Genomic DNA, 22,685 nt, shown 5'->3' on the forward strand with positions numbered 1-22,685 from the left:
GCCGTCGCCGGGTGGACGGCCCGGAGCCGAGCGGCAAGGATGGAGGCATGTCGACTCCCCGCCTCGTACGTCCCCCATGCGTTGAACCAGGTGCCCCGGGCCCCGCTGCAGCGACGGGGAGGCCTTTGCGTTGGGGCGTGGTCTCGACCGGCGGCATCGCCGCCAAGGTCACCGCCGATATCGCCCTGCTCGAGGACGCCGTCCTCCACGGGGTCAGCTCACGGAATGCCGACAGCGCCGCGGAGTTCGCCGCACGCTTCGGATTCGAGACGAGCCACTCCGACCAGGACGGGATACCCGGCTACCAGCACCTCTTCAACGATCCCCTCGTCGACGTCGTCTACGTCGCCACCCCTCACGGTCAGCACTACGAGGTGACGAAAGCGGCGCTGAACAGCGGCAAGCACGTTCTGTGCGAAAAGACCTTCACGATCAACGCGCGGGAAGCCGAAGAGCTCATCACCCTCGCCGGGGAGAAGAACCGATTCCTCATGGAGGCGGTGTGGACGCGGTTCCTGCCGAGCATCAACCGCGCGTGGGACATCATTCACTCCAGCGAGCTGGGCCGGATCGGATGGGTGCAGGCCGACCTCGGTTTCCCTGCCCCGGCCGACCCCTCGAGCAGGCTGTGGGATCCGCGAGCCGGCGGCGGTGCGCTGCTGGACCTTACCGTCTACCCCCTGACGTGGGCACTGGGATCCCTCGGCTTTCCCTCGTCGGTGGCAGCCAGCGGAAACCTCAACGACGACGGCATCGATACCCAGAACGCCCTGACCCTCGGCTACGAGGGCGGCGCGCACGCGCAGCTGACGTCGTCGCTGGTGGCCTCCTGCCCGGGAACCGCGACGGTCTCCGGAAGCGGGGGGTGGCTCCGCACCGGCGGCGGGAACCTCCACAGCCCGAGCGAGCTCATCATCGGGCTGAATCGGGAGGAGCCGCGCGTCGAGACGTTCGAGGTGGTCGGCGGCGGCTACACCTACGAGCTGCGCGAGACCACGCGGTGTATCCAGTCCGGCCTGCTGGAGAGCCCGACCATGCCGCTGGCGGACACGCTCCAGACACTTCGGCTGCTCGACGGCGTGCGGGCGCAGCTCGGCCTGCGGTACGCGAACGATGCGGCGTAGCGCACCCTCTTCACCGGCCGACGAGGATCACTGATCACCCCTCGGCTGTTGCAGAGCACGTGGACTGCCGGCGAGACCGGCCAGGTCCTGGTTCATCGGGGCTGTGCCGCAAACGCGCGGACTGTGAGAATGGCGATCTCGCGGCCCTGGGCGATGGGGTCTTCGGGGCTCCCGCGGAGAAAGCTGGCGAGAGTTCCGTTATAGATGAGCAGGACAGCCGCAGCTAGCCGTTCAGCTTCAGCTCCGGCCAATGGTTCGGCGAGGGTCAGTAGACGTTGATTCAGCAAAGTGGTGTCGGCTCTCGTGAGGGCGGCCACCGCGTGCTCCGCGCCGGGGATTTCAACGGCGGCGGAGAGGAATGCGCACCATCGGGCGTCAGGCCGGCGCCCACGGTAGAGCTTCAACGCATCGAAGATGGCCAGCAGCCGTTCCTGGTCCGATTCCGCGGACCTGATGGCTTCATCCCAGTACTCCTGCCAAGTCTCGAGCCGCCGCGAGAGGCTTGCGGAGAGCAGTCCGTCCTTGTTGCCGAACTGCGCGTAGAGGGTGGCAACAGAAACCCCCGCCCTGGCCAACACATCATCGACTCCAGTGTTGGTGATGCCGTTGAGGTAGAACAGTTCGTCGGCGGCATCGAGCAGCCGCTGCCTCGCCGATGGTGTTCCGGGTTGTCTTTCCACACCTCCAACTATAACGTTGGTTATACTATAACGTTGGTTCTAGCAAGGAGGGTAGGTGGGAATTCGACTGCCTTTCGTCATCAGTGCCACTGCCCTCATCGCCTCAACCTACGGTCTGACCCGTTTCGGTTACGGACTCTTCGTTCCAGCGTTCAGCGCTTCCTTCGACCTGACTCCTGCCGCTACCGGAACCATCTCCAGCGGTAGCTTCCTCACCTACTGTATTGCGGCAGCCACTGCGTATCGGATGGCTGGTGCGCCGCGGTCGACTGTGCTTCTGGCCGGAGGAATCGCGGCCGCAGGGAGCATCAGTGTGGCGCTCTCCGGCTCAGCGATGGTGCTGGCGGTCGGCATGCTCATCGCCGGTGCCGGCGCCGGATTCGCCTCACCCGCTCTGGTCGTTCTAGTTCAGGAAAAAATTCCTTCCGCGGCTGCTGTGCGGGCTCAGGCAGTAGTCAACTCGGGAACAGGATTCGGGGTTGTCATCGCCGGCCCTCTTGCCCTGGTCCTGACCGACCAATGGCGAACGGCCTGGTGGATCATCGCCGCCTTCAATATCGCCGCCACCACTGCCGTACTGATCACCGGTCAGCAATTCACAGCAGCACCAACACGTGCCGTAGGACACGCGGCCTGTCGGCTCACCGACCTGAAACCGTTGTGCCTAACCGCAGTCGCTGCCTTGCTCGCGGGGATTTCCAGCGCCGCAGTGTGGACCTTCGGCCGGTCGCTGGTTATTGCGGAAGGGCAGATGGGCAACGTTCAAGCGACCGTTTTCTGGATCTGTCTGGGGGCGGCGGGCATCGCCGGCGCCTTCTCCGGTGATCTCGTCACCAGGTGGGGCTTGCGTACAGGATGGATCACCACCGCAGCACTGATGGGCCTGGCTACTCTTCTCATCGGCGCCTGGCCTTCCAACGTCCTCGCTGTATTCATCGGCGGCGCCGTGTTCGGTGGCAGCTACGTCGCGCTCAGCGGCGTTCTTATCGCTTGGGCTACTGAGGCAATCCCGGGGCATGGCGCCGCGGCGACCGCAGCCCTGTTCATCACGCTGGCCCTCGGCCAGGCAATGGGGGCACTGCTGATCGGCGCACTGCTGGAGTTGACCAGCCCCCTGTCGGCCTTCGCTATCGCCGCCGCAAGCTTTCCCCCGGTCATCCACAGCACAAGACCCAGGCGACGGGACCTCCAGGAGGTTCATTGAGAATCCGGGCGACGGGAGAAAACAACCTCCGCGCGAACTTGCGATCGATCGGCAGATCCACCGAGGCCGCCCCCGCCGGTGCGGGAGCGGCCTCGGAGCCGGTAAGGGCGGGACCTCAGCCGAGGATCGCCAGCACTTCCTGCAGCTTGACCGAGGGACGCATGGCCGAGGCCACCTTGGCCACGTCCGGGTGGTAGTAGCCGGTGATGTCCACCGGAGAACCCTGCACGGCGAGGAGCTCCGCGACGATGGTTTCCTCGTTCGATACCAGCGCCTCAGCCACCACGGAGAAGGCCTGGGCCAGGTCGGTGTCCTCGCTCTGCTGCGCGAGCTCCTGCGCCCAGTACTGGGCGAGGTAGAAATGACTGCCGCGGTTGTCGATCTCGCCGACCCGACGGCTGGGCGATTTGTTCTCCAGCAGGAACGTGCCGGTGGCGCGGTCCAAGGTGTCGGCGAGGATCTGTGCACGGGCGTTGTCCGTCGTCGTCGCCAGGTGCTCGAAGCTCACGGCCAGCGCAAGGAACTCCCCGAGGCTGTCCCAGCGGAGGTGGTTCTCCTTCACGAACTGCTGGACATGCTTCGGCGCTGAACCGCCGGCGCCGGTCTCGAAGAGGCCTCCACCGTTCATGAGGGGTACCACCGAGAGCATCTTGGCGCTGGTGCCCAGCTCGAGGATCGGGAACAGGTCGGTGAGATAGTCGCGCAGCACGTTGCCTGACACCGAGATGGTGTCCTCTCCCCTGCGGATCCGCTCCAGGGTGAAGGCCGTGGCCTTCTCCGGCGTTCGGATGTCGATCTGCAGTCCCTCGGTATCGTGCTCCCCCAGGTACTCCCGGACCTTGGCGATCAGGTTGGCGTCGTGCGCACGGCTTTCGTCGAGCCAGAACACGGCGGGCATACCGGACGCCCGGGCACGCGTGACGGCGAGCTTGACCCAGTCGCGGATGGGCAGGTCCTTGGTCTGGCAGGCCCGCCAGATGTCATTCGGCTGGACCTCGTGCTCGATGAGGACGGTTCCCGATCCGTCGAGCACCTGCACGGTGCCGGCGGCCTTGATTTCGAAGGTCTTGTCGTGGCTGCCGTATTCCTCGGCGGCCTGGGCCATCAGTCCGACGTTGGGGACGGTCCCCATGGTGGTCGGGTCGAAGGCCCCGTTGGCGCGGCAGTCGTCGAGAACGGTCTGGTAGACACCGGCGTAGCTGCTGTCGGGAATGACGGCGAGGGTGTCCGCTTCCTCACCGTCCGGACCCCACATGTGTCCGGAGCTGCGGATCATCGCGGGCATGGAGGCGTCCACGATGACGTCACTGGGGACATGGAGGTTGGTGATGCCCTTGTCGGAATCGACCATGGCCAGCTTCGGGCCATCCGCCATGCCCTTCTCGATGGCGGCCTTGACGCCGTCGCGCACCTCGGCGGGCAGCGTGTCGAGACCATTGAGGATGGACGCGAGCCCGTTGGTCGGGCTGAGGTTGGCAGCGGCCAACTGGTCGCCGTAGGCAGCGAACAGTTCGGGCAGGAAAGCCTTCACCACGTGGCCGAAGATGATCGGATCGGACACTTTCATCATGGTGGCCTTCAGGTGGGCGGAGAACAGCACGCCCTCCTGCTTGGCACGGGCCACCTGCGCCGTCAGGAACTCATCGAGGGCGGCCGCGCGCAGCACTGTGCCGTCCACGACCTCGCCGGCAAGCACGTTGAAGGAATCCTTCAGGACGGAGATGTTGCCGTCGCCGTCGGTGAACTGGATCCGAAGGACGTCGTCGGCCTCGAGAACCACTGACTTCTCGTTCGAGCGGAAGTCATCGGCGCCCATGGTGGCTACACGAGTCTTCGAATCCGGTGTCCACGCCCCCATGCTGTGCGGGTTCTGGCGGGCGAAGTTCTTCACCGACGCGGGAGCACGGCGGTCCGAGTTGCCCTCACGCAGCACAGGGTTGACGGCACTGCCCTTGACCTTGTCGTAACGCGCCCGGGCTTCCTTCTCCTCATCGGAGGAGGGTGCATCGGGGTAGTCCGGCAGCGCGTAGCCCTGGCCCTGGAGCTCGGCGATCGCGGCCTTGAGCTGCGGAATCGACGCGCTGATATTGGGAAGCTTGATGATGTTCGCTTCCGGGGTCTTCGCGAGGGCTCCGAGCTCGGCGAGCGCGTCGTCCATCTGCTGCTCTTCGGTGAGGTGGTCACCGAAGAGGGAGATGATGCGCCCGGAGAGTGAGATGTCGCGGATTTCCACTTCCACGCCGGCGGTCGAGGCGAACGCCTCGACGATCGGCAGGAACGAATAGGTCGCCAGCATGGGCGCTTCGTCGGTGTGGGTATAGATGATCTTGGCCATTGGGCGTCTCCCTGGGTCTTCGAATGCTGTGGATTTCGGGGTGTCCCGTCGGCTCTAACCTACCCGAGGGGACCGGTGGGACTAATGGAAGAAGTGCCGGGCGCCGGTGAAATACATGGTCACTCCCGCTGCGTTCGCGGCGTCGACGACCTCGGAGTCACGGACCGACCCGCCCGGCTGGACGACCGCGCGCACTCCGGCGTCGAGCAGGATCTGCAGGCCGTCCGCGAACGGGAAGAAGGCGTCCGACGCCGCGACGGCACCGCGTGCGCGCTCACCGCTGCCGAGCGTGTTGGCCCGCTCGACGGCGAGGCGGCACGAGTCGAGCCGGTTGACCTGACCCATGCCGACACCGACCGACGCACCGTCGCTGGCGAGGAGGATCGCGTTCGATTTCGCCGCGCGGCACGCTTTCCAGGCAAAGGCGAGGTCGGCAAGGGTGGCCTCGTCGGCCGCAGCACCTGCGGCGAGAGTCCAGTTGGCGGGGTCGTCGCCGTCGGCGTCGAGCGTATCCACCATCTGCAGCAGGACGCCGCCGGACACCTGGCGCATTTCAGCGGGGTCACGGCGGTAGCCCTCGGGAAGGACGAGCAGCCGGATGTTCTTCTTCGTGCTGAGGATCTCGAGGGCGGCCGGCGCGAACGACGGCGCGATAACCACCTCGGTGAAGATGTCCTTCACCGCGTTGGCCATGCCCACGGTGACCTCACGGTTGGCCGCGATGACTCCGCCGAACGCTGACACCGGATCGCAGGCATGGGCTTTGGCGTGGGCGTCGGTGATCGCATCCACGGCGTCGTGCGAGGCGACGGCGACGCCACACGGGTTGGCGTGCTTGACCACGGCGACGGCCGGTTCCTCGAAATCGAACGCCGCGCGGAGGGCGGCGTCGGCGTCCACGAAGTTGTTGTAACTCATGGCCTTGCCGTGCAGCTGGTCCGCCTGGGCGATCCCCGGCGTCGCTGCTTTCTCGACATACAGGGCTGCCTGCTGGTGGGGGTTCTCGCCGTAGCGCAGCACCTCCGAGCGCTCCAGCGCCAGGCCTGCGTAGGCGGGCCATGCGTTGCCGTCGTCGGTGCCGTCCCCGAACTGGGCTGCGGTCCAGGAGGCGACGGCGGTGTCGTACGCGGCGGTGTGGGCGAAGGCGAGCGCGGCAAGCCGGCGTCGGGCGTCGAGGTCGAACCCGCCCTCGGCTGCGGCGGCCACGACGTCGTCGTAGCGTGCCGGATCGACGACGACGGCGACCGATGGGTGGTTCTTCGCTGCCGAGCGGACCATCGCGGGGCCGCCGATGTCGATCTGCTCGACGACGTCGTCCTGCCCGGCCCCCGACTGCACGGTCTGCACGAACGGGTAGAGATTGACGACAACCAGGTCGAAGGGCTCGACGCCCAGCTCGGTGAGTTGGTCGATGTGCTCCTGCCGGCGTCGGTCCGCGAGGATTCCTGCGTGCACCTTCGGGTGCAGGGTCTTGACGCGCCCGTCGAGGCACTCCTGGAAACCCGTGACCTCGGCGACCTCGGTGACCGGCACCCCGACGGCGGCGATGCGCTGCGCGGTGGATCCGGTGGAAACGATCGCCACTCCGGCACGGTTCAGTCCCAGCGCCAGCTCCTCCAGTCCCGTCTTGTCGAACACCGAGATCAGTGCTCGGCGAATAGGAACGCGGTCAAGGTGGGTCAGGGACACGCAAATCTCCGTCTGGTCTTCGGGATGGGGCCGTGCCAAGTCTATAGCGGCCCGAATCGAGTGTGCACGAAAAGCCGGTTCCGGGCCGGATAACCGTTCCTGCTGCGCACTGGATGACACTGCGGCCGTAAAGAACACTGCCGGTAAAATCAGGGAACGGTAAGGTGTTCCAGGCATCGAGCCCGTCCAGGAAGGCACCGTGAGCACGCACACCGAATTACCCACCGGCGATCAGGTGGTCCAGGACCTTCCGTGGCGCTGGCGCGTCCAGGGCAGGATCTTCCTCATCGGCGGCCTCGGCTTCATGTTCGACGCCTGGGACGTCACCCTCAACGGGTACCTGATCCCGCTGCTGTCGGACCACTGGGATCTGACCCGGGGCGAAGCCGCCTGGGTAGGAACTGCGAACCTCATCGGCATGGCGGTGGGGGCGTTCGCCTGGGGGTCCATCGCCGACATCATCGGCCGGAAGACGGCGTTCACCGCCACCCTGCTGATCTTCTCGATCTTCACCGTGCTCGGCGCGTTCTCTCCTGACTTCCTCTGGTTCTGCGCCTTCCGGTTCCTGGCCGGCTTCGGCCTGGGCGGCTGCATTCCGGTCGACTACGCACTGGTGGGTGAGTTCACGCCCCGGAAGCAACGGGGCCGGGTGCTGACGGCGATGGACGCGTGGTGGCCCATCGGAGCCTTCCTCTGCGGCATCGTGACCACGCTGCTGGTGGCCCGGTTCGACTGGCGCGCGGCGATGCTGGTGATGGTGATTCCCGCCCTGCTCGTGTTCTGGGTACGGCGCTCGGTACCTGAATCGCCCCTGTACCTCGTGCAGCGCGGGCGCACCCGGGAGGCCGAGGCCGTCATCAACGACCTCATCGACCGGACCGGCGGAACCCGGACCGCCTGGCGGTTGCCGGAGCCCGGCGAGGCGCCGAAGCTCTCCATCGGCAGCATGTCCGGGCAGTTGACCGGGTTGTGGCGGTTCAACTGGCGCATCACCCTGACCGCCTGGAGCCTCTTCTTCACCATCCTGCTCGTTTACTACGGAGCCCTGACCTGGATGCCGAAGATCCTCATCGATTCGGGCTACCCCCAGTCCGTGGCTTTCCTCACCACGGCGGTCACCACCGGTATGGGCCTCTTCGGCGTCATCGCCGCGGCCCTGCTGGTGGAGCGGGTAGGACGTAAATGGATCCTCGCGGTCTCCGGCCCGCTGTCCGCCGTCGTGCTGGTGATCTTTGCCCTCACCCTCGACCTGCCGGTGGTGGCGACGGCATGGCTGCTCGTCTTCAACTTCACCATCCAGGTGGCCATCCCCGTGCTGTACACCTACGTCTCCGAGCTGTATCCCACCGAGCTGCGGGGCAGCGGTTTCGGCTGGGCGTCTACGGTGTCCCGGGTGGGGGCGGGTTTCGTGCCGCTGATCTTCGGCGCACTGCTGTGGCCCCACCTGGGACTGCCGCTGACCTTCGCGATCACGGGTTCCCTGGTCCTCGGAGCGGTCCTGTTCATGGCAAGGAACGCACCGGAAACCAAGGGAGCCGAACTGCCCTAGTCGTACTGACCTGCGCTGTAGAAACGACTCCCGCGCCGGGTCGGACCGGCGCGAAAGTCGCTTCCAGCGCAGCGCTTGTTCGGACCGGCGCGGCCGAAGTCGCCCCGGAGCCGCTCCGGAACGATTTCCTAGGCCTGCGGCAGCTCGGCGTCGGGTGTCTCCTCGAGCGAGGTGACAGTCCACCCTCCATCGGCATGGACGACGACGGCGGTGTACGTGGTGCCCCCGGGCGTGAAGGGCCGCTGTTCCTGAACGGCGCCGCCCTCCGAGAACTCGGTGTAGGCGCCGGGATTGACGGTGACCAGGGCCGTGACATCGGCGCCGTCCACCACCTCGTCGTCGGGCGTGGTGACGTAGACGTCAGTGACCTTCGGCTGGCCTCCGAGCACCCACCCGCCGTCGGCGTAGATCGCTTCAAGGTCCTTTGCGGCGTCGAGCTCTGCATCGGCCCCGTCCAGGTTCTCGAGCATCGGAGCAGTGTCTCCCGTCTGCAGCGCGTAGGACTTGAGGTCGAAATAGTGGAACAGGAAAGCCCGCGCGCCCTCTGCAGTGCCTTTTCCGGAGAGTTCATTGGTTTCGGGCTGCACGATATTTGCTGCAGCAGCGCTTGAACTCGCCGGCGAGGGAGTGGCCTCGGGCGCTGATTCCGGCTCCGCAGCAGTACCGCACGCAGACAGCGCCAAGAGTGAAAGCGCGGCGATTGCCGCGGTCCTGGTGAGATTCATTGATCTTCCCAACAACTGGATAGGGGCGGCGCCTTCGAAGATGGACGCTGATAAGCCCGGGCGATGTTCGCCTCGCCAAGCCTAACCGTAGCCTTAAGCAACTTCCTTCACTTGCTGTGTGAACTGGAACACCCTACAGCCAATGGTTCCGCCGGAACGTCCAGTAGAGACCGCCCCCCATCGCCGCCATGAGCAGCAGCGCAAAGGGATACCCGAGAGCCCAGTGCAGCTCGGGCATGACGTCGAAGTTCATGCCGTACACGGAAGCGATCAGGGTGGGCGCGAATAGGATCGCGGCCCACGACGAGATGCGCTTCACCTCCTCGTTCTGGGCAAGTGAGGTTTCGGTGAGGCGAGTCATCTCCTCGTTCTGGCGCTGGGCCACGAGCGTCGAGTGGACGGTCAACGCGTTCTGCAGCAGCGCCCGGAAAGTATCGACCCGCTCAACGACACGGATCACGTGGTCCCGCACGTCCCCCATCCGGCTGACCAGTCCGGGATCGAGCCGGTACTTCTCGGACCCCCGCTGGAGGGACTCGACCATGGACTGCAGCGGGTGCGTGGCGCGCTGGAATTCAATGACCTCCCGGTGCAGCTCGTAGATGCGGCGCGACACGTCCGGGTCTCCGCCGAACAGTTCGTTCTCGATCTCATCGATGTCATTCTCGAGACCCTGCACCACGGGCTCGTACTCATCCACCACTTCATCGAGGATCGCGTACAGGACGGCCTGCGGTCCCAGTGCCAGCAGCTCGGGGCTTTCCTCCATACGCCGCCGCACGTTGCCGAGATTCGGTGATTCTGCGTGCCGGACCGTCACCACGAAGTCGGAACCGATGAAAACGTGGAGCTCACCGAATTCCACCTTCTCCTCTGCGTCGAGATAGCGCGCCGGGCGGAGCACCACGAAGAGCGTGTCCTCGTAGCGCTCGAGCTTGGCGCGCTGGTGTCCGTTGGTGGCGTCCTCGACGGCCAGCTCATGAAGGTCGAGTTCCTGCGCAACCGCCGCGATCTCCCCCGCCAGGGGCCGGTACAGGCCGATCCAACCCATCCCTCCCCGATCCCGCATGAGCTCGAAGGTCTGGTCGAGGTTCTTCGGCTCCAGGCGCCGCCTGCCGTCCACGTAGACGGCGTTGGCCACTAGTGCCATGTCAACGGTCCTTCGCAGCGAGTTGCCGGAGCGTGTCGATCAGTAGCAGGCGCTCCTCGACCTTGATGCGTTCGTGGAGGGTTTCCTCGGTGTCGTCCGGCAGCACGGGCACCGCCGCCTGGGCGAGGATGGGCCCGGTGTCCACTCCCGCGTCGGCAATCATGACGGTGCAGCCCGAGATCTTCACTCCGTAGGCGAGTGCATCGCGCACCCCGTGGGCGCCCGGGAAGCTCGGGAGGAGCGCCGGGTGCGTGTTGAGGTAGCGGTTGGGGAAGGAATCGAGGAATTCCTGGCCGACGATCCGCATGAAGCCCGAGGACACCACGTAGTCGGGCTTGTGGGCCAAGACAGCGGTTGTCAGCGCGTCATTCCAGTCCGCGCGGTCGGGGTAGGACCTGAAGTCGACGACGAAGGTGCTGATCCCCGCGTCAGCCGCACGCTGCACTCCAGGGGTGCCGGGCCGGTCGGCACCGACCGCCGCAATGTCGACGTCGAGCGTTCCCGAGGAAACGGCGTCGATCACGGCCTGAAGATTGGATCCGGTGCCCGATACCAGGACGACTATACGCATGGCACCACCTTAGGTGCGCCGTCGCCTAGGGTTAAACCCATGAAAGACGTCGAACACCCAGAGCGCCCTGCACCGCCGCCGCAGGATCCGGACCAGCGTGACGTTCCCCACCCGGGCAGCGCGATGGGCCCGACGAAATCCGGCAAGGGCGGCGGAAAGCGGCCGGACGGCGGCCCGGAACGGTCGGGTGGCGGCGGCCCGACGAAAGCCGATGATGGTGGCCCGCAGCGCCCCGGCGACCCGCCGAAAGGGACCCACTCGCTCCTGACCTGGTTCATGGCCGCACTGCTCGCGGCGCTCATAGGGAGCAGCCTGATGCTGCCGTGGAAGGTGCTCGGTCTGGTCTTCGGGATTGCGGCCCTTGTCCTCGGAATCGTCGCGCTGGTCCGGACCGGCAGGACGAAGCTGCCCGGGCTCGTCCGGGTGAGCACCATAGCCGGCCTTGCTGCTGCCCTTTTCCTGGTGATCGGCACCGGTGCCTCGGTGCTGCTGTGGCCCATCACGGAGACCTACGAGGACTGCATGGGCACTGCCCTGACCATCCAGGCGGAGCGGACGTGCGAGGACGGACTGCGGAACCTCGACGGACTGCTGACCCCGAACTGATACCCGACGGGCCTGGACCAGCGCCGATCCGGCCCCTGTTAACTTCCTGACTGCCGGGCCACCGGCCGCCGCGACTCCCGCTCCAGCAGGGGACTGAACGCGTACCCCGCAATCGCCCCGACGCCGACTTCCGCAGCAAGCAGCAGGCCCACCAGCAGCGGATCCGGTCCGAGGTCGGTGAGGCGGCCGAGGCCGAGCGAAGCACGCGACAGCAGGGCGAGCATCGCTCCCCCGATGCCGGCGATGAGGCCCATCAGGAGTCCCATCACCAGCGTCGACACCGCCGCCGTCAGCCAGCGGCGGCTGGACTGCAGCAGGAGCCATTCGTCGAGATGGTTCTCGCCCTCCCGGAAGAACCACCAGCCCGCGAGCAGCCCGGCCACCACGGGAATGGCGAGGGCGGCATACCCGTACTCGAGTTCACCGGCGGGCAGCGCACCCAACACCGGGAACGCCGGCAGTGGGCCCACCGATGTCGCGAAGGGGGTGAGGGAGCTCCCGGTACCGAGGGCGAAGCCTGCTCCCGAGGACCACGAAAGGGCCCACAACACCAGGTTGGGAAGAAAGCCCACCTGGAGGATCGTGAGCATCGAGGAACCGGCGATACCGGCGTCGAGCCGCTCGTAGATGGCTGCGATTTCCGCCCAGTGGATTCCCAGGGTGACCGCGAGGAGCAGGGCGGACAGGCCTGCGGCAGCAACCAGGGCGAGGAACGCCGACCGGAGAACGCAGAGCGCATAGGACCCGGCCCACCGCGAGTGCTGGCTGCTGCGTGAGATCCAGGATGCAAGGTCCACCCCCACGAGCCTGCTCCACGCGCCTGCTTCCTTGTATGCGCCGGTCACGATGCCGAGGCCCGCCGACAGTGGTGGGATCAGTGCACCCGCGATGAGCGACGCCGTGGCCTCCTCGTTACTCGCGAAATACGCGGTGGCCATGCCCGCCACGGCGTACATGCCGAGGCCCCCCAGCAGCGCCTGCCACAGCTGGTCCGTGTACGACGCCCGTGCGAGCCGCCGCCCGGCGCGCCACGCCAGCAGGAAGGGGAGAAGAATGAGCCCGAGAGGCACGACGGAGAAGAGCCCCGACGTCGGATCGCCCTCCCCTGCCCCCGAGGGAAAGGAGAGCACCAGCGGCACCCCGTGCATCACGAGCCAGCCCTGCCCAGCGAGTTGGGCTGCTGATTCCGCGGACCGCTCGGCGAAGCCACCGGTCAGCCACACGGCGAGGACGGGAACCAGGACCAGCACGGCTGAAAGAACGGCGGCCTGGCCAAGCTCGAGCACCCCCTGCAGCCACAGTGGCATGGGAAGTGCGCCTGGTTTTCGGGGAGGGAGTTTCATCCCTTCAATGGTGCCACCGGAAAACGCCGTGCGCGTTGTGCGACGCGGCGCGGGAGCCTACGCCGTGAGGTCGATGATGCCGCGAACGGTCGCCAGGCCGGCCCCGATGAACGCGATCACCACGACGGCGAACCGTGCGTGGTGGTCGTGGACGAACCGCGACAGCTTCTCACCGGCGAAGATCCCCACCACGATGACAGCTCCGATCGCCCCCCACATCCAGGGCTCGAGGGCGGGTGCCTGGGAGGGATCGAGGCTCAGCTTGGTGACCAGGGTCACGACGCCGATCACCGCGAAGAAGGGCTGCAGTGTGGCGGCGAAGGGCCGCTGTGGCCAGCGGGACAGCAGCGCATAGGCACTCACCGCGGGACCCCCCACGCCCGCCATGGAGTTGGTGAGCCCCGCAGCGAACCCTGCAACGGCCTTCGGCGCATTGCCACTGACCACGATGTCGGATCGCTGCAGGACAAGCGACACGGTCAGCGCCACGAGCACGATACCGCCGACGGTCACCGACAGCGGCGCCGAGGGAACCACGACGGCAAGGTAGGAGCCCGGCAGCGACCCGAGAAGGGAGGGAAAGACCAGCCAGCGGAACATGTTCCAGTCGATATCGCGCCACACCCGCCCGATGATCAGCGTGGAGGAGACGACTCCGCAGATATTCACCATCAGGACTCCGGTGTGGGGTCCGAGGATCAGCACCAGGAACGGAGCCACCAGCAAAGCGAATCCCAGCCCTGCTATCCGCTGGGCGATGGCTCCGAGAAGGATGGCGGCCAGCACGATGAAGAAGACTCCGAGTGTCACCCTAGACACAGTACGCCGGGGCAACGGTTCCGGGGCCGGGTAGCCTGACGGTATGACTGGAATCACCACCGCCCTGGCCATCGCGGACTGGCGCGCCCGGATCTTCGGGCTCTACGCGGACGTCCGCTCCTGCTCCGACGCGGAATCGCCCGAGACCGCGCACCGGTTGTGGCAGGACGGCCGCAACCGGCTGTTCCGCGAGCACCCTGCCTCGCCGCTCGATGCAGCCGCGCAGGGCCGGTTCACCTCCCTCAAGGTGGCGCCCTACCAGCCGGCGTACCGCTTCGAGGCGACGATCAGCGACGAGGGTTCCGGTCAGCGCATGGACGTACCGACCGGCACCGACGGCATCGTCCCGTTCGAGCGGCTGGGCACCCTGTCGCTCCCGGGGCTGGGGCACCTTGCCCTGTGGCGGCTCACCTCCTATGCTGGAGGGCTCTTCCTGCCCCTGCGGGATGCCACAGCGGGCGCGGAGGGCGGCTCCTACGGCGGAGGCAGGTACTTGCTGGACACCGTGAAGGGCGCGTACCTAGGTGAGGGACGGCTGCCGGGCAGCCTCGTCCTCGATCTCAACTTCTCCTACAATCCGTCCTGCGCCTACGACGAAGCGTGGGCCTGCCCCCTGCCGGGCACCGACAACCGCCTCGACGCCGAGCTCGCCGTGGGCGAGTTGCACGCGCGGTACTAGGAGCCCCCCATCAAATCCCACAGCATCCGTTCCGCCATCCGAGGAGAGGTGTCCCGATGACGCAGGGCACCTGGCGGAAGTACACCGACTGGCCCCTCATTGCCGCGGCTTTCATCTTCCTCGCCGCCTACACCATCCAGGTAACCAGCCGCGTCACCCCGGCACAGCATCTCCTGCTGGAGACCGTGCTGTGGCTCGTCTGGGCGGTCTTCCTGATCGATTACGCAGCCAATCTGCTGCTTGCCGAACGGCGGGGACGCTGGTTTTTCCGCCACCTCCACGAGCTGGTGGTCATCCTCCTGCCCATCCTGCGGCCGCTGCGCCTCCTGCGGCTGATCCCCCTGCTGCGCGTACTCAACCGTTCGGGCGGCGATGCACTTCGCGGCCATATCGTCCTGTACGTGGTGGTCTCGATGACGGTGCTGGGATATGCAGGGGCGCTGGCAGTGCTCGACGCCGAGCAGGACGCCCCGGGTGCCAATATCCTGACGCTGGGTGACGCCCTGTGGTGGGCCATGACCACCATCACCTCGGTGGGCTACGGCGACTACTATCCTGTGACCCTGGCCGGCCGACTGGTGGCAGCGGGACTGATGATTGCGGGAATCGGCGTACTCAGCGCGGTGACGGCGGCGTTCGCCTCGTGGCTGGTCGAAAATGTCACGGCACCGGTCGCCGCCAGGGACCACGCGCAGGAGCGTGCGGTCGATGACGAGCTGCGGAACGTCTCCCTCCAGCTCGACTCCCTGACTGCGCAGCTGTCCGGTTCACACAGGGCTTCGAGCGCATCGAACGCACCCGGCGCAACCGGTGCTCCGGGTGCGCTCAACACCCCGGGGACGGCGGATCCATCAGATCCGGCACACGGATAGGGCTTCCCAGCGGCCGGCGTTTTCTGCGCGACAATCGCTTTCGCTTCGAGGCTTTATCCTGTAATCGACGACTCATCCACCCTTGCGGAGGTTCCGATTACAGACACGGCTGCTCAACACGACATCTATTTCGGCGCCCCCGAGCCCGAAAATGAAGCCGAGATACTCGAGTCCGCGTCCCGCGCGGCGGTGGCCCGCTTCACCGACCGCTCGGACATCACCACTGTCAAGCGCCGCTTCACCCTGATCAACTCGGACCGGACGCCGCACCAGGCGATGGTGGAGGACCTCCTGTTCATCAGAGCGGCACTCGACGAGGCGGGCATCGGATATCTGCTGGTGCGTGGGAACGACGAGCGCCCGGTGATTGCGATCGACCTCGACGACCGCGAGAGGCTCCGGCTCGCCCTGGTGGAGGCCTGCCGGAACGAGCCGTTCTACTCCCGGACGGTGGACACCAAGCGGCGAACGACCCTCCTGGTTTCGGACGGCGCCCTTTCACACAGCGAGAAGGCGCGGATTTTCCGCCTCTTCCGCCCGCGCATCGAGCCCCTGGGCGGGCTCGCCTTCGGCCCGTCGGCGGGCGTCCAGCTTGAACTGTGGGCACTGAATCCCGACGTGATCGAGCTGCCCGTGGAGAACTCGCTGACCCGGCGGACCCTCCCGGCGTCCGAGGCGGTCAGGGGTTCCGTGATACGCCACGGCCTGACCTGGCCCACCATCGACAACATGTTCGCCGATCATGCGACGGACATCGACTTCGACGTCGACCTGGTGTTCTCCTGGGTCGATGGGAGCAGCCCCGAGTACCAGGCCGCCCGCGCGGCACGGATGCAGAACGTGGTGGTGGGTGAGGGCGATGACAACGAAGCCCGCTACCGGCAGATCGACGAGCTCAAGTACGCGCTGCGCTCGGTCTACATGTTCGCTCCGTGGGTTCGAAGGGTTTTCGTGGCCACGGATTCCGACCGCCCGCAATGGCTCGCCGAGCACCCGTCCGTGACATTCGTCCGCTCGGAGGACCACTTCCGGGACCCGTCGGTCCTGCCCACGCACAATTCCCAGGCGGTGGAGAGCCAGCTGCAGCACATTCCGGGGTTGTCCGAGTACTTCCTGTACTCCAACGACGACATGTTCTTCGGCCGTCCCGTGGGCCCCGACATGTTCTTCTCCCCCGGCGGCATCACCAAGTTCATCCAGGCGGACACCCGGATCGGCCTCGGCGACAACGACGCCGAGCGCAGCGGCTTCGAGAACGCCGCCCGGGTGAATCGCCGCCTGCTGCATGAGCGCTTCGGTCGCATCACCACGCGCCACCTCGAACACACCGCCGCACCGCTGCGCAAGAGCGTCCTGCTGGAGATGGAGGAGGAATTCGCGGCCGAGTTCACGGCGACAGCCGCGTCCAGGTTCCGAGCGAAGGACAACATCTCGGTGACCAATTCGCTGTACCACTACTACTCACTCCTCACCGGGCGGGCGGTCACGCAGGAGATGGCGAAGGTCAAATACGTCGACACCACCTCCCGTTCAGGGCTGGAAAGCCTCAACAAGATGCTCGACAAACGCAACCAGGATTTCTTCTGCCTCAATGACGGCAGCTTTCCCGAGGTACCCGCGGAGGAGCGGGCGCGACTCGTCACCGAGTTCCTGGAAAAGTATTTCCCGGTCAAGGCTCCCTGGGAAAAGTGATCGGCTGAATCCATGCAAACCTTCCTGCCGTACGCCGACTTCGCCTCGAGCGCCGCTGTGCTCGACCAGGCGCGGCTGGGCAAGCAGCGGGTGGAGACCCTGCAGACCCTGCGGGCGCTCGTCATCCCGGATTACGGCTGGCGGAGCCACCCTGCAATCCGCATGTGGATGGGGTACGTCCCTGCCCTGACGCTGTATGGTCTCGCCATGGTGGACGAGTGGGTGTCCCGGGGACACCAAGATTCGACAGGGCGCCAGATCCTCGAGTTCGCCCCGGAGGTGCTCGACGAGCCCGACGTCGCTCTGCCGCCCTGGCTCGGCGATCTGGCCTTCCACCTGAGTCACCAGTCGAACCTCGTGCAGAAAGCCCCCGGAATCTACCGGGACCGCTTCCCGGGCGTCCCGGAAGACCTGCCGTATGTGTGGCCGGAGCCGGCGAAGGAACTGCTGCCCATCGACCCCGAAGGGAGCCGCCTCTGGATCTGGCGGGCCCCGGCGCACCCTCCCGAGGGGCAGACGCGTCTGCTGATGCCGCCCGGACCGCCCGGGGGGCGCATCGGCGGGAAGTGGGACCGCCAGCTCCAGGCTTTCGAGGAATCCGTGACCGACGGCGACTCGATAGCAATCGCCGATCCCGACGGCGAACGGTTCAGGACAGGGACAGTGGGACCGGTCCTGATGCACGAGGACGGGCTCCTGCGGGATGCCGCCCTCACCGGATGGCTGACGCGGACGGACTTCGATCCGCCCGCGCTGCTGCAGGACCCGCGGACGCTGTTCAGCGTCGCGCTCCCGACCGCGCTACGAGCTTCCCCCTAGGCCTCGCGCACTCCGATCAGGGTTGCTCGGGCCGCACCGGGTGCAGCCTCCTAGACCCGAGAGAGCCGCCGCACAGGGGGCGCCTCGGCGATCCACACTCCGGCCTCGGTAAGCCGACGGTGGGTCTCCTCGCGCGGCACGACCTCCCCCACCGGGGCGTGCCGACCCACCGGCACCACGGAGTGCACGATCGTCTCCTCGTACACGTGGACCAGGTTGTAGGCCTGGGCGCCGTCGCGCCCGCGGCTTCCGCCGTCGTACAGGAGGTCCTGCGTGTAGCAGGTGGCGGAGGCCACCGAGACGGGGATGCCCGCGAAGGTCGCGGTGGTCGAGTAGTGGAGGTGGCCCGCGAGGATGGTCCGGATGTCGCTGCCGCGGACCACCTCGGCGAGCGAACGCTGGTCCCGCAGCTCAACGAGGACGGCGAGATCCTGCACGCTCGGAACCGGCGGATGATGCAGGGCAAGGATGGTGCCGTTCGGGGCCGGGACGAGTAGTTCGTCGGCCAGCCACCTCAGCTGCTCGCGGGTGAACTCACCGTAGTGGTGTCCGGGGACGCTCGAGTCCATCGTGATGATCCGCAGCCCGTCGACGTCGTACACCGCATCGACGGGAGCCGTGCCCGCGGGCTGATCCAGCAGGGCGGAGCGGAAGGCCGCGCGGTCGTCGTGGTTGCCCATGGCCCAGATCACCTGGGCACCCAACCGACGGGCCGCCGGGTCGACGATTGCGCGAAGCTTCGCATAGGCTCCCGCTTCGCCCTTGTCCGCGAGGTCACCGGTGAAGACGATCGCCTGGGGGCGGGCTCCGGAGGTATGAAGGTCCGCGAAAATCCGGGAGAGGCGTTCCTCGCTGTCCACCGCCCCATACAACGGCTCAGGACCGTCCACGAGGTGGGTGTCGCTCATATGAAGGATGAATTGCTGCGGCCGGGGATGCTCGGCCGTGCGGTACTCCATGGGAAACCCTTTGGATCGCTGGTAGGTACGAACCGATTCCACTCCATCGAAACATAGCCCGGGGGAAAGGAAGGTGAACCCGCTGCGGCTAGTCGCTGAACATTGCGGGAACTCTCCTCAGGGCTGGGAGATGAAGCCCTTCTCCACCAGAAAGTCGAACGCTACGTCGCCGGGTTCCTCGCCCTCCACGTCCACGAGGAGGTTCATCTTCCGGAGCGCATCATCCGTCAGCTCGGGAGCAATGCGCTCGAACACGTCCTCGAGCCCCGGGTACTCCTCGAGGGTCTCGGAGTAGTACACGGGAGCGGCGTTGTAGGCAGGGAAGAATCCGAGATCATCCTCGAGCAGCGTCAGGTCGAGTGCCTGGATCCGGCCGTCGGTCGCGAACACCTCGCCGAAATTGCAGGAACCGTTGTCGGTGGCGGTGTAGACCGCGCCCGTGTCGTAGATTCCCACATTCCCGTCGGGTACGCCGTCGGGCGCGCCGCGCTCCAGTCCATAGTGGGCCAGCATCGGATTCAGTCCGTCCGCACGCGAATTGAACTCGGCCTCGACGCAGAAAGTGCGTTCCTCGACGGGCAGTTCCGCGAGCTGGGACATCTTCGTGATGCCCCCCAGTTCCTCGATGGCCTCGGTGCGCACGGCCATGGCGTAGGTGTTGTTCAGCGGCGCCGGTTCGCCCCAGATGAGGCCGTTCTCGACGTCGGCGGCCCGTACCGCCTCCCACTGTTCCTCCTGGTCGGCGATGCCCTCCTCCTTCCCGAGGAAGGCGAGCCACGCGGTGCCCGTGTACTCCCAGGTGAACTCGGCGTCTCCGGAAAGCATCAGGTCGCGGACCGGCTGGCTGCCCGGGGCGTTCGTCAGGTCCGTGACGTCGAAGCCTGCCGCCTGGGCGGCGAGAACTGAAATCTTCCCCAGAATGAGCTGTTCCGTGAAGTTCTTCGACGTGACGGTCAGCGGTGCGCCGTCCACGCCGTCGAGGGGCTGGATGGAGCCGGGCCCCGCGGCGGGAACAAAGGACGTGGCCGGCTGCAGGCCGCAACCGGTGAGGAGGAGGCCTGCGGTCGCCAACACGACAACGGCCCTGCAGCGCGGCCCGGAGGCGGGCCTCATGAAAGTCCTTTCGGGCGCGCGACATGTTCGACGACGCGGCCGATCCAGTCGATCAGCAGCGCGAGGAGCGCCACCAGGAGCGCACCGGCGATGAGCACGCGCGGCAGGTTGAGGTTGACGCCAGTGGTGATGAGGATGCCGAGCCCACCGCCGTTGATGAAGGTGGCCAGTGCCGCAGTCCCGACCAGGAGTACGAGCGCCGTGCGGATACCAGCGAGCATGATCGGCACAGCGAGCGGGAGTTCAACCCGCATCAGCACCGACAGCGAGCTCATTCCCATTCCGCGGCCCGCTTCGACGAGGCGACCGTCCACCTGGGTGATGCCCACCATGGTGTTGCGGAGGACCGGCAGCAGGGCATAGAGCACCAGGGCGGTGACCGCCGCGGGGAAGCCGAACCCCAACCAGAACGCCAGCAGCACCACGAGGCCGATGGCCGGTGCGGCCTGGCCGATGTTCGCCACGGCCAGTACGGGGCCGGTAAGCGGACGGAACGGCTTGCGGGTGAGGAGTATTCCGAGCGGCACGGCGATCAGCAGCACGATTCCGGCGGACACGGCAGTGAGCGCAAGGTGCTCGCGGGTGTAGCCGAGGATCGCGTCGGGGCTGAGGGTTGTCCGTTCAGTGTCGGTGAGGTCCGCGTTCAACAGCCAGAAGAGCAGGACGAGCCCGGCCACGACGATCCCTGCGAGCTGGAACAGCAGCGGTTTCCAGGACAGGCGTGCCGCTTCTGCCTCGACCGCGGCGTTACTGGCTGCCGCTGCGGAGGTTCCGGGAATGATCTCGGCGCTACTCACCGGCCTGCCGTCCGTCGATGCCGGCGTCGCGCAGGTCGATGGTGCCCGTGTTCACGCCGACGGGACGGCCGCTGGCGTGGGCAGTTCGAGCATTGCTGTGTGCCCGCCCGATCGCGTCCATGATCGTGTCGACGTCGATCACTCCGAGGAACACGTCGCGCCGGCCGGTGACCAGCGCCGCACCGACGCTGGAGACCAGCATGGTGTCCAGCGCATCGTTGAGGGTCGCCCTGTCCCCCACGAGGGGGAGTTTGGCGTCGCGGTCGCCGCTGATGGTGTCGATCCTGCCGAGCTGCCGCCGGGACAGCCACTGGATGGCCCGTCCCCGCGAGTCCACGATCACCGCGTGGTCGTGCTGCGCCTCATCGAGCCGGGACAGGACGTCGCTCGCAAGCTGTCCCTCTTCGGCGGTGACAGCCGAGGCGAGTTCCACTTCGTTGACGCGGGTCAGGGTGAGCTGCTTGAGCCCTGCTCCCGCCCCGATGAAGTTCTCGACGAACTCGTTGGCCGGTTCGGCGAGTATCCGCTCCGGGGTGTCGTACTGCACGAGCTGCGCCCCCTCGGTGAAGATCGCGATCCAGTCGCCCAGCTTCACGGCCTCGTCGAAGTCATGGGTGACGCACACGATGGTTTTCTGCAGCTCGTTCTGGATGTTGATGAGCTCGTCCTGCAACCGGAGCCGGGTGATCGGGTCCACCGCACCGAACGGCTCATCCATGAGCAGCACGGGAGGATCTGCGGCGAGTGCGCGCGCAACGCCGACCCGCTGCTGCTGGCCCCCGGAAAGCTCCTTGGGGTACCGGTCGCGGTAGAGGTCCGGGTCGAGGGACACCAGTTCGAGGAGCTCGTCGACACGTGCCGCGATGCGTTCCTTCGTCCAGCCGAGCATCTTGGGGACGATGCTGATGTTGGTCGCGACCGTCATGTGGGGAAACAGTCCACCGGCCTGGATGACGTAGCCGATGCGCCGTCGGAGGGCGTCGCCGTCCATCTTGGTGACGTCGTCGCCGTCGAGCACGATGCGGCCCTCGGTCGGTTCGATCAGCCGGTTGATCATCTTCAGGGTGGTGGTCTTGCCGCAGCCGGAAGGGCCCACGAGCATCACGATCTTCCCTGCCGGTATCTCCATGGTGAGGCCGTCCACTGCGGCTTTGCGCTGACCGGGGTACCGCTTGGTGACCGTATCGAGCAGGATGCTGGCGCCGGTGATGCCGCCGGTTCCGGGGCCGGCAGGATCCCGGGAGTCAGACGTTTCGGTTGATGGAATGGTGTCAGACACGGATACCTCGCGGGATAGTGAGCCGGCCGAGGCCGACAAGGAGCAGATCAAGGACAAGGGCAAGGATGATGACCGCGACGATCCCGGTCACCACCGATTCGAAGGAATTCGCGCCGCCGAGCCTGGACAGCCCGGAGAAGATGAAGCCGCCGAGCCCGGGGCCGAGGACGTAGGCGGTAATGGCGGCGATTCCCATGACCATCTGGGCCGACACGCGGATCCCGGCCAGGATGACCGGCCACGCTATCGGGAGCTCGACGCGCGTCAAGGTCCGAAACCGCCCCATGCCGATACCGCGCGCGGCCTCGATCACCGAGCGGTCGATGCCGGTGAGACCGACGACGGCATTGCGGAGGATCGGCAGGACGGCGAAGAACACCACCACGATCACCGCCGGCACCACGCCGAACCCGAAGGGGGCGATCAGCAGTCCCACCAGTGCGAAGGCGGGGATGGTCAGGCCGATCGCCGACACACTGTTGGCGATCGAAGTCAGTGCGCTGCTGCGGTAGACGAGCGCGGCCGTGACGACGGCGACGATGGTGGCGAGGATGAGGCATTGCACCACGAGGGAAAAATGTTGCCAGCTCGAGAACAGGATTTGGTCGAACCTGTCCCCTACGAAATCAAACACATTCATACCCACTTCACATCGGTTACGTAGCCCGCGGACGCTGCAG

21 protein-coding genes are annotated in these 22,685 nt (G+C 66.6%); 8 read left to right on the plus strand and 13 right to left on the minus strand.

The window, feature by feature from the left end; all coding sequences use genetic code 11:
• Window positions 1-47: 47 nt before the first annotated feature.
• Window positions 48-1,124 carry a Gfo/Idh/MocA family protein gene (locus tag IWX65_RS04175; RefSeq protein WP_196881177.1) on the plus strand — a complete coding sequence of 359 codons (1,077 nt, stop codon included), beginning with the start codon at window positions 48-50 and terminating at the stop codon, window positions 1,122-1,124.
• A gap of 92 nt (window positions 1,125-1,216) precedes the next feature.
• Here IWX65_RS04175 and IWX65_RS04180 read toward each other — a convergent pair whose 3' ends face one another.
• Window positions 1,217-1,804 carry a TetR/AcrR family transcriptional regulator gene (locus tag IWX65_RS04180; protein ID WP_196881178.1) on the minus strand — a complete coding sequence of 196 codons (588 nt, stop codon included), beginning with the start codon at window positions 1,802-1,804 and terminating at the stop codon, window positions 1,217-1,219.
• A 55-nt stretch (window positions 1,805-1,859) separates the two neighbouring features.
• On the opposite strand from IWX65_RS04180, the gene IWX65_RS04185 reads away from it, so the two are divergent.
• Window positions 1,860-3,008 (plus strand): MFS transporter, encoded by a 1,149-nt coding sequence (locus IWX65_RS04185; protein ID WP_196881179.1) that lies wholly within the window; start codon window positions 1,860-1,862, stop codon window positions 3,006-3,008.
• A 115-nt stretch (window positions 3,009-3,123) separates the two neighbouring features.
• Here IWX65_RS04185 and IWX65_RS04190 read toward each other — a convergent pair whose 3' ends face one another.
• Together IWX65_RS04190 and purH are read right to left on the minus strand one after the other, a co-directional pair.
• Window positions 3,124-5,343: an NADP-dependent isocitrate dehydrogenase gene (locus tag IWX65_RS04190; RefSeq protein WP_196881180.1), complete on the minus strand. Its 2,220-nt coding sequence runs from the start codon at window positions 5,341-5,343 to the stop codon at window positions 3,124-3,126.
• An 81-nt stretch (window positions 5,344-5,424) separates the two neighbouring features.
• On the minus strand, window positions 5,425-7,032 hold the full coding sequence (purH, locus tag IWX65_RS04195) for a bifunctional phosphoribosylaminoimidazolecarboxamide formyltransferase/IMP cyclohydrolase (RefSeq protein WP_196881181.1): 1,608 nt from the start codon (window positions 7,030-7,032) through the stop codon (window positions 5,425-5,427).
• A gap of 199 nt (window positions 7,033-7,231) precedes the next feature.
• Here purH and IWX65_RS04200 point away from each other — a divergent pair, with 199 nt between their 5' ends.
• The gene (locus tag IWX65_RS04200; RefSeq protein WP_196881182.1) at window positions 7,232-8,581 is read left to right on the plus strand and encodes an MFS transporter; all 1,350 of its coding nucleotides are present in this window, start codon (window positions 7,232-7,234) and stop codon (window positions 8,579-8,581) included.
• 128 nt (window positions 8,582-8,709) lie between these two features.
• On the opposite strand, the gene IWX65_RS04205 is transcribed toward IWX65_RS04200, so the two are convergent.
• The 3 genes from IWX65_RS04205 to purN all read right to left on the minus strand — a co-directional run bounded on the left by IWX65_RS04205 (window position 8,710) and on the right by purN (window position 11,027).
• Window positions 8,710-9,306, minus strand: a complete 597-nt coding sequence (locus tag IWX65_RS04205) for a DUF6318 family protein (protein ID WP_196881183.1) — start codon at window positions 9,304-9,306, stop codon at window positions 8,710-8,712.
• A gap of 133 nt (window positions 9,307-9,439) precedes the next feature.
• On the minus strand, window positions 9,440-10,456 hold the full coding sequence (locus IWX65_RS04210) for a magnesium and cobalt transport protein CorA (protein WP_196881184.1): 1,017 nt from the start codon (window positions 10,454-10,456) through the stop codon (window positions 9,440-9,442).
• Window position 10,457: 1 nt separating this feature from the next.
• Window positions 10,458-11,027 carry a phosphoribosylglycinamide formyltransferase gene (gene purN / locus IWX65_RS04215; protein WP_196881185.1) on the minus strand — a complete coding sequence of 190 codons (570 nt, stop codon included), beginning with the start codon at window positions 11,025-11,027 and terminating at the stop codon, window positions 10,458-10,460.
• A gap of 39 nt (window positions 11,028-11,066) precedes the next feature.
• Here purN and IWX65_RS04220 point away from each other — a divergent pair, with 39 nt between their 5' ends.
• On the plus strand, window positions 11,067-11,633 hold the full coding sequence (locus IWX65_RS04220; RefSeq protein ID WP_196881186.1) for a hypothetical protein: 567 nt from the start codon (window positions 11,067-11,069) through the stop codon (window positions 11,631-11,633).
• A gap of 38 nt (window positions 11,634-11,671) precedes the next feature.
• Here the strand turns inward: IWX65_RS04220 and IWX65_RS04225 are convergent, their stop codons facing one another.
• Both IWX65_RS04225 and IWX65_RS04230 read right to left on the minus strand, forming a co-directional pair.
• Window positions 11,672-12,976 (minus strand): cell division protein PerM, encoded by a 1,305-nt coding sequence (locus tag IWX65_RS04225; protein ID WP_196881187.1) that lies wholly within the window; start codon window positions 12,974-12,976, stop codon window positions 11,672-11,674.
• 57 nt (window positions 12,977-13,033) lie between these two features.
• On the minus strand, window positions 13,034-13,786 hold the full coding sequence (locus IWX65_RS04230) for a sulfite exporter TauE/SafE family protein (RefSeq protein ID WP_334683644.1): 753 nt from the start codon (window positions 13,784-13,786) through the stop codon (window positions 13,034-13,036).
• A gap of 52 nt (window positions 13,787-13,838) precedes the next feature.
• Between IWX65_RS04230 and IWX65_RS04235 the strand changes: the two genes are divergently transcribed.
• From IWX65_RS04235 to IWX65_RS04250, 4 genes are all read left to right on the plus strand, one after another.
• Window positions 13,839-14,474 carry a DUF1684 domain-containing protein gene (locus IWX65_RS04235; protein ID WP_196881189.1) on the plus strand — a complete coding sequence of 212 codons (636 nt, stop codon included), beginning with the start codon at window positions 13,839-13,841 and terminating at the stop codon, window positions 14,472-14,474.
• A 56-nt stretch (window positions 14,475-14,530) separates the two neighbouring features.
• The gene (locus IWX65_RS04240) at window positions 14,531-15,346 is read left to right on the plus strand and encodes a potassium channel family protein (protein WP_196881190.1); all 816 of its coding nucleotides are present in this window, start codon (window positions 14,531-14,533) and stop codon (window positions 15,344-15,346) included.
• A gap of 276 nt (window positions 15,347-15,622) precedes the next feature.
• Window positions 15,623-17,038, plus strand: a complete 1,416-nt coding sequence (locus IWX65_RS04245) for a stealth family protein (RefSeq protein ID WP_334683671.1) — start codon at window positions 15,623-15,625, stop codon at window positions 17,036-17,038.
• 12 nt (window positions 17,039-17,050) lie between these two features.
• Window positions 17,051-17,857 carry an MSMEG_6728 family protein gene (locus IWX65_RS04250; RefSeq protein WP_196881191.1) on the plus strand — a complete coding sequence of 269 codons (807 nt, stop codon included), beginning with the start codon at window positions 17,051-17,053 and terminating at the stop codon, window positions 17,855-17,857.
• 50 nt (window positions 17,858-17,907) lie between these two features.
• Here IWX65_RS04250 and IWX65_RS04255 read toward each other — a convergent pair whose 3' ends face one another.
• From IWX65_RS04255 to IWX65_RS04275, 5 genes are all read right to left on the minus strand, one after another.
• Entirely contained in the window at window positions 17,908-18,816 is a 909-nt protein-coding gene (locus IWX65_RS04255; RefSeq protein WP_196881192.1) for a phosphodiesterase, read from the minus strand.
• Between the two features lie 117 nt (window positions 18,817-18,933).
• Window positions 18,934-19,929: a glycine betaine ABC transporter substrate-binding protein gene (locus tag IWX65_RS04260; protein ID WP_196881193.1), complete on the minus strand. Its 996-nt coding sequence runs from the start codon at window positions 19,927-19,929 to the stop codon at window positions 18,934-18,936.
• The gene (locus tag IWX65_RS04265; protein ID WP_442859162.1) at window positions 19,926-20,612 is read right to left on the minus strand and encodes an ABC transporter permease; all 687 of its coding nucleotides are present in this window, start codon (window positions 20,610-20,612) and stop codon (window positions 19,926-19,928) included. The genes IWX65_RS04260 and IWX65_RS04265 overlap by 4 nt, the downstream gene beginning before the upstream one ends.
• 106 nt (window positions 20,613-20,718) lie before the next feature.
• Entirely contained in the window at window positions 20,719-22,005 is a 1,287-nt protein-coding gene (locus IWX65_RS04270) for an ATP-binding cassette domain-containing protein (RefSeq protein ID WP_196881194.1), read from the minus strand.
• A complete protein-coding gene (locus IWX65_RS04275; protein ID WP_196881195.1) occupies window positions 21,998-22,639 on the minus strand; it encodes an ABC transporter permease in 642 nt (213 codons plus the stop codon). Before IWX65_RS04275 ends, IWX65_RS04270 begins: the two co-directional genes overlap by 8 nt.
• Between the last annotated feature and the right edge of the window lie 46 nt (window positions 22,640-22,685).

It is taken from the genome of Arthrobacter sp. CAN_A214 (assembly GCF_015751955.1).
GTDB lineage: Bacteria > Actinomycetota > Actinomycetes > Actinomycetales > Micrococcaceae > Arthrobacter_D.